Source organism: Streptomyces viridosporus, assembly GCF_002078235.1.
In the GTDB taxonomy this organism is placed as follows: domain Bacteria; phylum Actinomycetota; class Actinomycetes; order Streptomycetales; family Streptomycetaceae; genus Streptomyces; species Streptomyces viridosporus.
Genome location: NZ_MSGP01000130.1, coordinates 1 through 8,615, shown reverse-complemented (window position 1 = coordinate 8,615; position 8,615 = coordinate 1). Strand labels below are relative to the sequence as shown.

General features: G+C 73.8%; 11 protein-coding genes. 1 reads left to right on the top strand and 10 read right to left on the bottom strand.

What is annotated here, in order from left to right:
- Positions 1-428 (top strand): GNAT family N-acetyltransferase (locus B7L92_RS10000; RefSeq protein ID WP_081237076.1); only part of this gene is annotated, 428 nt, incomplete at its 5' end.
- Positions 429-455: 27 nt separating this feature from the next.
- Here the strand turns inward: B7L92_RS10000 and B7L92_RS09995 are convergent.
- From B7L92_RS09995 to B7L92_RS09950, 10 genes are all read right to left on the bottom strand, one after another.
- Positions 456-2,516 carry a neutral/alkaline ceramidase gene (locus B7L92_RS09995; RefSeq protein WP_081237074.1) on the bottom strand — a complete coding sequence of 687 codons (2,061 nt, stop codon included), beginning with the start codon at positions 2,514-2,516 and terminating at the stop codon, positions 456-458.
- A gap of 321 nt (positions 2,517-2,837) precedes the next feature.
- Entirely contained in the window at positions 2,838-4,118 is a 1,281-nt protein-coding gene (locus B7L92_RS09990; RefSeq protein ID WP_438363980.1) for an ArsB/NhaD family transporter, read from the bottom strand.
- A gap of 589 nt (positions 4,119-4,707) precedes the next feature.
- The gene (locus tag B7L92_RS09985; RefSeq protein ID WP_081237072.1) at positions 4,708-5,004 is read right to left on the bottom strand and encodes a gas vesicle protein K; all 297 of its coding nucleotides are present in this window, start codon (positions 5,002-5,004) and stop codon (positions 4,708-4,710) included.
- Positions 5,001-5,210 (bottom strand): gas vesicle protein, encoded by a 210-nt coding sequence (locus tag B7L92_RS09980; protein WP_004981964.1) that lies wholly within the window; start codon positions 5,208-5,210, stop codon positions 5,001-5,003. Before B7L92_RS09980 ends, B7L92_RS09985 begins: the two co-directional genes overlap by 4 nt.
- A 35-nt stretch (positions 5,211-5,245) precedes the next feature.
- On the bottom strand, positions 5,246-6,145 hold the full coding sequence (locus tag B7L92_RS09975; protein ID WP_081237071.1) for a GvpL/GvpF family gas vesicle protein: 900 nt from the start codon (positions 6,143-6,145) through the stop codon (positions 5,246-5,248).
- The gene (locus tag B7L92_RS09970) at positions 6,142-6,489 is read right to left on the bottom strand and encodes a gas vesicle protein (RefSeq protein WP_081237070.1); all 348 of its coding nucleotides are present in this window, start codon (positions 6,487-6,489) and stop codon (positions 6,142-6,144) included. Before B7L92_RS09970 ends, B7L92_RS09975 begins: the two co-directional genes overlap by 4 nt.
- 91 nt (positions 6,490-6,580) lie before the next feature.
- The gene (locus B7L92_RS09965; protein WP_081237069.1) at positions 6,581-6,880 is read right to left on the bottom strand and encodes a gas vesicle protein GvpG; all 300 of its coding nucleotides are present in this window, start codon (positions 6,878-6,880) and stop codon (positions 6,581-6,583) included.
- A gap of 4 nt (positions 6,881-6,884) precedes the next feature.
- Positions 6,885-7,637 (bottom strand): GvpL/GvpF family gas vesicle protein, encoded by a 753-nt coding sequence (locus B7L92_RS09960; protein ID WP_081237068.1) that lies wholly within the window; start codon positions 7,635-7,637, stop codon positions 6,885-6,887.
- Positions 7,634-8,149, bottom strand: coding sequence for a gas vesicle protein GvpJ (gvpJ, locus tag B7L92_RS09955; RefSeq protein ID WP_081237067.1), 516 nt, complete (start codon positions 8,147-8,149; stop codon positions 7,634-7,636). The genes B7L92_RS09960 and gvpJ overlap by 4 nt, the downstream gene beginning before the upstream one ends.
- A gap of 34 nt (positions 8,150-8,183) precedes the next feature.
- Entirely contained in the window at positions 8,184-8,504 is a 321-nt protein-coding gene (locus B7L92_RS09950; RefSeq protein ID WP_081237075.1) for a gas vesicle protein GvpO, read from the bottom strand.
- Between the last annotated feature and the right edge of the window lie 111 nt (positions 8,505-8,615).

The following is an 8,615-nucleotide window of genomic DNA, read 5'->3' as shown; positions in this document are numbered from 1 at the left end:
GCGGACCCCTGCCCGCCGAGGGGATGGCGGACAAGGTCCGGCGGGACGTCCGCCAGGCGGCGGCCGACCTCGGGTGGTTCAAGATGATCGTTCCCGACGGGGCCGGTCCCGACGTGGTGGCCGGGACGGTGACCCTCCGGTCCCACGACACCGATGAGGGACCGATCTCCGAGATGGGCTGGATGGTCCTGCCCGCGTTCCAAGGACGGGGGCTGGGCAAACGCGCCGTCCGCACCCTCCTGGAGCAGGCCCGGGAGCAGGACCGTTGGGGACTCGTCCACGCCTTCCCGGCGACGGGCAACGCGGCGTCGAACGGCATCTGCCGGTCCGTCGGCTTCCGCTTCCTGTCGGAGGTCGACGTGTCCTTCGCGGGCCGGGTCCTCAGGAGCAACCACTGGGTCGTGGACCCGGGAACGGACCTGGCCTGACGGCGGTGGAACGCGGGCGGGCCCGGGTCAGCGCACCGTGAAGGCCGGGGAGGTGCCGGTGAACGGGGTGATGGTGCCGGTCACGCCGCGCGCGTCGCCGTGGTAGACGATCCGGTGGGGGCCCGGGGCGGCCTCCCGCGGGACGTCCCAGGTGACGGTGACCCGGGAGGCGGCGATCCCGTCGCGCTTCCAGTGGAACCGGGTCGCCCAGTCGCCGTCGTCGGCCACGGTGCGCCAGGTCCCGCCGGGCTCCTGGCGCTGGACCTCCAGGTACGTCTCCCCCCGGTGCAGGTCGTTGCCCGGGTGGGCGCCCGCGAAGACGACCTCGACGCGTTCGCCGGCCCGGTAGTTCTCCCGCGGCCCCACCAGCACGTCCCCGAACCTCCTGAAGAGCGGCGGCGCGTCCAGCACCACACCGGGTTGCAGGGAGAGCGCCTTGCCGGACAGGTCCGGCGCCTCGGGGCCGAGGGGCAGGTCCGTGCCGTCGCGCAGCGCGGTGGCCAGTTCGGCCGCGGTCTGCTGGAGCGCCGGGAGCTGCCAGCGGCCGAAGAGCGTGCTCCCGCCCTCGTACTGCTGCGCGTCGTACTCCTCGGGGGTGGTCAGGTAGTGGAAGTACGCGTTGGCGTACCCGGCGACCAGCACGTCGTCGAGGTCCGCGCCCACGATCCCGGCGACCGTGCGCCGCAGCCGCAGACCCGCGCAGATGGTGACCTCGCCCGGGATGCCGATGAGGTGGAGCCGGCCGATGCGGACCAGCATCACGGGCACCCGCTCCTGCACCCAGGGGTAGACGCGGTTCATCTCCCCGATGGGCACGAAGACGTCCTTCGGCGCCTGCGCCCGGGCGAGCTCCGGTGAGACCGTGTAGACCACGGAGTCCGAGACGGCGTCCCAGAAGGGGTTCTCCCCTTCCGCGAACCCGGGGAAGGCCGGTCCGTCCTCCAGACTGCCGGCCGCCATGGAGGCGCCGACGCAGGGCTTGGAGGTCCGGTGGGTCCGTCCGTCGCCGGTGAACTCGGGACGCACCGTGACGTCGGAGAGGTCGACGTACACCAGTCGGGAGTCCACCGGGCCGGACAGTCCGACGCCGGGCTGCCGCACCTGGGCCGCGGCGGCCTCGTACTGCCGGAGTCCGTTGGTGCGGGTGCGGTCGAAGTCCTCCGGTGTGGTGGGCGGTTCCAGGTCGAGGTTGGGCGACATGTCGCCGCTGTTGGTCTGGGCGAACGCGGAGACGAACGCCGGGGAGCCGTCGGACAGGTAGTCGACCTCGTGGACCTCGCGCTCCCAGTGGTAGGCCGCGTACCCCTTGTTGTCCGCGCTGATCAGGCGGTTGTCCCCGGACATGCTGGTGCTGTGCACCGGGAACCAGTTGACGGCGCCCACCACCCGTCCGGCCCGCTCCACCCGGAGCAGGGTGGTGTGCGGGTCGACGGCGTCCGGGAAGTGGTCGCGGTCGGCCTTCGGGTTGCGCTCGAAGGCCGACCGGGAGCGGTTGACGCTCGCCCCGGTCAACGTGCCGTGGCTGAGCACCAGTCCGGACGGCGCCAGGTCGTCGTGGGCCCGCTGCGCGGCTTCGAACAGGCCGTCCGCCACCGCCTCGAAGGTCTTGCGGTGGAAGCCGAACGTGGTGGTGTTGTACAGCAGGTGGTGCGCGTAGCCGCCGGGGCCGGCGTGGGTGTGGGTGGCGGTGATGAGCACGTTCTGCTCGGTGTAGAGGTCGCCGTACGCCTCGCCGAGCCGCCGCAGCACCGCCTGGTGCACGCTGGAGAAGATCATCGGCGAGTCGGCGACGATCAGCATGACCCGCCGGCCGCTCGCCTCGTCGACCACGACGAACGCGCGGGCCCGCAACCGGGTGTGCAGCCCGGCGGCCTGCTGGTCGAACCGGCCGTAGCCCATCATCCCGACCTCGGCCACCTCACCGGTGGCGTCGGCCAGACCCCGGCCCACGAGGTAACCGCCGCCGTCCGCGGGCGCGGCGGCGGCCCGGCTCGGGCCGGCCACGGCCGAACCCGCCAGCCCGAGGCCGGTGAGGGCTCCGGCCCGCAGGACCGTACGCCTGCTGTGCGGGGGGCGTTCCGTGGTCATCTGCTGCTCCTCCGGCTCGGTCGGGCCCGACGGCACAGGGGCGGAGCGTGTGCCTGCGTGTCCGCGCGGTCGCACCGCCCCGCCCGGGGACCTGACGGTGTGTGACGGGAGCTCGCGCGCAAGGACGCACACGCGGACGTGAACATGGTTCATGTTCTGCGTCGCCATTGGTACACCGAGCGTCACGGCCGTCGCAAGAGGTCTGCCGCAACGCCTGCGGCGAGCGGCGGCCGGACCCGGGTGCGTGCTCCCCGCGCGGCCGGCGGACGGCGCGGCCGGCGAGGTGCCGGCCGCCCTCCTCGCGCGGCCGGCGCCTCGTGGTCACGCCAGGGCGAAGTAGCGCAGCCACACGTATGCGGCCGCCACGGTGGCGGTGACGGCGGTGACGACCAGTCCGTAACGGCTGAACTGCCAGAACGAGATGTGGTGGCCGGAGCGTTCGGCGATGCCGATGACGACGACGTTGGCCGAGGAGGCGATGATCGTGGCGTTGCCGCCGAGGTCCGCGCCGAGCGCGAAGGCCCACCACAGCATCCCCGCCTCCTCGGTGCCGCCGGCCGAGGCCACGATCTCGGAGACGATCGGGCTCACCGACGCCACGAAGGGGATGTTGTCGATGATCGCCGAGGGCACCACGGAACCGAACACCAGGGTCATCGCCGTCGCCGGCAGGTTGTCGCCGGTCGCCTCGGCCGCGGCCTCGCCCAGATCGCCGATGACCCCGATCCGCACCATGGCGCCGACCATGACGAACAGTCCGGTGAAGAACGCCAGGGTCTCCCACTCCACGTCCTTCACCACGTCACCGGGGTCGAGCCGCGAGACCCCGAGCAGCAGCAGCCCCCCGCTGATGGCCACCACCGAGGGCTCCAGGTGCAGCCAGGTGTGGAGCACGAAGCAGGTCATCACGGCGAGGATCACCACACCGCTGATGACGAGCAGCCGGACGTCCTTGATGGCCTCGCGCGGGTCGAGCTCCATCACGGACGCGGCGCGCTCGGGGTCGTGGGTGAACGCCTTGCGGAACATCACCCGGCTCATCAGGACGAACACGATCATCAGCACGATGACGACGGGCGTCATGTGGAGCAGGAAGTCGTTGAAGGAGAGGTTCGCGCGGGAGCCGATCATGATGTTGGGCGGGTCCCCGATGAGGGTGGCGGCCCCGCCGATGTTGCAGGCCATCACCTCGGCGATGAGGTACGGGACCACCGGCACCCCGAGCCGCCGGCAGACCAGGATCGTCACCGGCGCGATGAGCAGCACCGTGGTGACGTTGTCCAGCCACGCGGACAGGAAGCCCGTCGTCACGACGAGCAGCACCATCAGCCGGTACGGCCTGCCGCGGGCCCGGCGCGCCGCCCAGATCGCGACGTACTCGAAGATCCCGGTCCGTTTCAGCACGGCGACGATCAGCATCATGCCGAGCAGCAGGAAGATGACGTTCCAGTCGATGCCGGCGTCCTCGGAGAAGAACGCGTGCTCGGCGTCGGTGGCCCCGATGAGCAGCATCACCACCGCGCCGCCCAGCGCGGCGGCGACCCGGTGCACCCACTCCGTCGCGATCAGCACGTAGACGGCGACGAACACGGCCACCGCCATCCACGTCGTGACGCTCAACGGGCCACCCGCCGGATGCTCCGCGGGCCCGGCGCGGCCGTCCCGGCCGGACTTCGCACGGACAAGGCTGCCGCGCGACGCGACAACGGCACGGGATCGGGAACCGCCTCGGAGTGATCAGGCCGCTGTGGCGCTGCGTGCATAGGTGCGGGGCCCCTCTCGTCGTCCGACGGCCCGCAGCACCTCCGCTTCCGCCAGGGAACCCCCTACCGCACCCCCGCTCGGGGGAGGGCGGACAGACAGGTCCGTACGGCGCTCTACGGTTGTCGCAACCGAGGGCGCCGGCAGCCCGCATCACGAGCGTTCGCCCTCACCGCACGACGGTCACTGGGCTGGGGCGGTGATGTCGTTTCACTTTCCCCCGCCTCCGGGAACACGTGCCATCAGGGTCAACACCCATATGGGGCAGCGGCGGACCTGTAGAGCCGATGGGGGTCGGACCCGAGGAACGCACGCCTTGTCCGGTGCCCGAAAGCCGGTCGGTCACCCGGCTCCGTCCCGCGATCGGTGGGCGCACCGCGCGGCGGCCGGCGCGGGAGGAGGGGGCGCCGGCGACAGGGCCCGCTCCCGCTCAGTCTCCGGGAACGTCGGAGAGGAGGGGGCCCAGGGGGCCCAGGTCGAGGTTGAGATCGCTGCGGCTCAGGCCGTGCCGGGCGCACAGGTCGTCCATGCGCCGGTCGAGCAGCATGAGCGCCGTACCGAGCCGTTCCTCCTGCTCCGGGCTCAGCGTGCCCTCGTCGAAGCGGCGTACGGCCTGGCGCTCCATGAGCTGGCGCAGCAGTTCCACGACGGTGAGCACCAGGGCGGCCAGGTCGTTCGCGGCCCGCTCGGGGTCCAGGTCGAGGGCGTGGGCCCGGGGCGCCGTCACAGCGGCCCGCTGTCCGGCCAGGGCGCGGGCACCCGCTCGTTCACCGACGACAGCAGGGCGTGCAGGGAGATCCGCACCAGCGGCACGTCGGCGATGGCCAGGACCAGGTCCCCGCTGACGACGACGCCGGTCGCCAGGACGCGGTCCAGGAGGTCGACCAGGGGCACCCCGATCGGCGCGTACGGCTCGGGGCCGTCCCAGGGCACCGGTGCCGGGCCCGGAGTACGGGGGTCCGGGCCGGTCACGAGCGGGCCCCCTGTCCCGTGCGGTCCGGGTCCGTGCGGTCCTGCTCCGTGCGGTCGGGGTCCGTGCGGCCCTGTCCCGTGCGGTCCGGGTCCTCGTCCCACCGGGCGAAGGAGTACGGGATCCAGGGGCCCGACACGCCGACCTCCACGGCCGGATGCCGGCCGTCCGCGGCGATCCGGGCCAGGGCGCGGGTGAAGCGGACGCGCTCCGCGTCGTCCACCAGGTAGGCGACGTTGAGCAGTTGCGGGGCACGACGGCCCGTCAGCCGCTCGCTCTGCGGACGGTGCCGCACCGCCGCGACGGCGTACCGCCGCAGTTCCGCGTCGACGGCCTCCGCCTCGGCCAGGGCCCTGCCGTGCGCGTCCTCACGGTCGCGTCGCCGCGCGCTGGCCCGGCTGAGGTAGGCACGTCCACCGGTGTCCGCTCCGGCGCCGGAGCCGCTGCCGGCGGCGGCGTCCGGCCCGTGCTCGGCGGCGTGTACCTTCACCGCCCATTCCGTGCGGTCCCGGAGGCGGTCGAGCAGCGCGTCCAGCACCGCCTCCCGGGAGGTGACGGCCCGTTCCGCGGTCCGGTCGCCGCGGTACAGGGTGGCCATCGGCAGCGGCACGACGGGGCCCCGCCCGTGCGCGGCCTCGACGCCCCGGTGGTGGGCGCGGGCGCAGCGTTCCAGATCACCGGGCCGGTTGAGCCGCTCCGCCAGCGCCTCCTGGTCGAACAGCGCCGCGGGGACGTCCTGGACGACCAGGCACAGGCCGCCGGCGCGCAGCACGCGCAGCGGGCCGCCCTCCTCGTGACCGGTCGCCGCGGCCAGCGCGGCGGCGTCCGGCGGGGTGCGGGTGACGGCGAACGCGCAGACCAGGGCGGGTGCCGCCGGTCCGGCCGGGAGCCCGCTCACCGGGCGGCCCCCGCCGTCTCCCCGGCGGACCCCTCGAGGGCGTCGAGCCGGGCCCGCAACCGCGCGTTCTCCTCGGCGAGCGCGTCCCGCGCGGCCCGGGACGACAGCGCCGGGTCGGTCTCCCACCAGTCGATGCCCGCCTTCTTCGCGGTGTCCACCGAGGCGATGAACAGGCGCAGCCGGATGGTGAGCAGTTCGATGTCGAGCAGGTCGATCTTGATGTCGCCGGCGATGACGATTCCCTTGTCGAGGACCCGTTCGAGCAGGTCCGCGAGGCTGCCGGAGGGAGGGCCGTAGAGCTGCGTCTCCTCCGGGCCCGGGTAGGGGTGGTCGACCGCTGTCACCGCGCACCCCCGGAACCGGCGGCACGGGCGGCCCGTTCGCCCCCGCGAGGGGCCTCGCCGCCGTGGTTCCGGCGCCCCGCCCCGCCGCCGCTCACACGCGCCTCCTCTTCGCGGGGGCCATGAGGGCCGCGGGAGCCGTGGCGGTCGTGTGCCCGGCGGGCCGGCGGACCGGGTGTTCGAGGAGGGCGAGCAGCCGCTCCTCCTCCCGCTCGAAGGCCGCCTCGTCGATGTCGCCCTCGTCCAGGGCCCGGTTGAGCGCGCTCAGACGCGCCTGGACGGCGCGCGGGTCGTAGAACTGGCGCCGGGCCTCCTGGAGCAGGTGGTCGGCGATCCACGCCGTGCCCCGCACCGGGGCCAGCGGCAACAGCAGGAGACCGCTCACGATGCCCACGGCGTCACCGCCCGGCCGGTGCGGGACGGGGATCGACGAAGCTGTAGCAGGGCAGGGGCCCCGTCACGCTGAGCGCCAGACGGTCCCCGCAGTCGCGGGCCCGCGCGGCCACCACCTGCCGGAACCGCCCTTCGTCGGCGGAGCGCAGCAGGAACGACGTGCTCAGTACGTGCTCGTCGTCGGTCGTGCCGTGCACCGTGCGCAGGGCGAGCGGGGTCAGATGGGCGAGCACGTCCCGCGCCGCGCGCCGCGCCTCGCGGCGGACACCCCGGGCGAGCGCCTCGCCGAGCCGGACGTTGGCCTCGTAGTCCGGCCGGCGCCGGGTCCGGTGGGCCAGCTCCCGCAGCTTCTCGTCCCGGCGCACCAGGTCGGCGAAGCAGCCGGGGACGACCGCTCCCTTGACGTTGAGCTCGACGCACCCCCGGACGCCGTCGAGCTGCCGCGTCAGATGGGCTGTATCGGAGCGCAGTTGGGAGAGCAGGGCGTCCGGATCGGGGCTGAGGACCGCGAACCGCATGGGCAGCAGGGGCCCCTGCGCGGCCAGTTCGTCCAGTACCGCCTGATGGGCCAGCAGATCGCGGCGCCGGGGCCGCAGCCTCGCGGGTGCGTCCGAGACCGCCGCGCACAGGCCGGACTCGGTCAGCAGCCGCACCGGGGCGCCGTCCACTCCGGGGTGGCGAGGGGCACGGACGCCGGCGGGGGCGATGCCGTAGACGTACAGGGCGTCCACGGCGGTGGTGGTGGCGGGCACGGTCACTCCTCCTCGTCCTCCTTCTCCGTGCGCCGGCGGCTGCGCGGGCGGTCGTCGTCCTCGGCGTCACCGCGGGGCCGCGCGGTCGTCCGGCTCCGGGAGCGCTGCGGGCTCCGGCCCCGCTCCTCGCGCTCGCGCGTGCGGGGCGGCTCCTCCGGCTCCTCCGGCTCGGTCTCCTCGGGGGTGAGGAGGTCCCGCACCTTCTCGGTGAGGGAGTGCGCCTTGCGCTGGGCGCCCTTGCGCACGGTCCTGGAGACCGGCCCGCCGAACAGCTCGGGAACGGTCTTGGACCGCACGTCGTGCTCGAGGTCCAGGCGGTTGCAGGCCTCCGCGAACCGCAGGTACGTGTCGACGCTCGCGACCACGATGCGGGCGTCGATCTTGAGGATCTCGATGCCGACCAGGGAGACGCGGACGAAGACGTCGATGACCATGCCGCGGTCGAGGATGAGTTCGAGGACGTCGTAGAGGGTTCCGGCGCGGGGCGCGCAGACGACTTCGTCGTCGTAGGTGATCATGCGGTCGTCCTTCCGGATGCGGGCCGGGGGCCGGTCACTGGTCCTGGGCACCGCGCCGGTAACGGGAGATCCGGCGGTACTGGAGCAGGTCGCCCGCCGGGTCGAGTTCGACCTCGTAGGTGGCGAGCAGACTGGTGGTGTCGGGGATGCGCGCCACCTCCAGCACGTCCACGTTGACGATCCAGCCGTCGTCCTCGCTCCGGCGGACCGCGGAGACCCCTTCCACGCGGTGCCGGACGAGCTCGGCCAGGGCGTCCGCGGCGCGCCGGGCGGCGTCCCGCGCGTCCCGCACCCCACGCCCGCGCGTGGTGGTCCGGGACGCCGTGCCGTGCCGTCGCCCGCCAGGTTCTGTCACGCTGCTCACTCTGGCCCCGGACTCCGGTCCGCGCACGCGCGGTTACCCCATTCGGGCCGGAGGGGCGGGCGCTCACCGCAGCGCACCGCCCGCCGGTGCCGGACGTCCGGC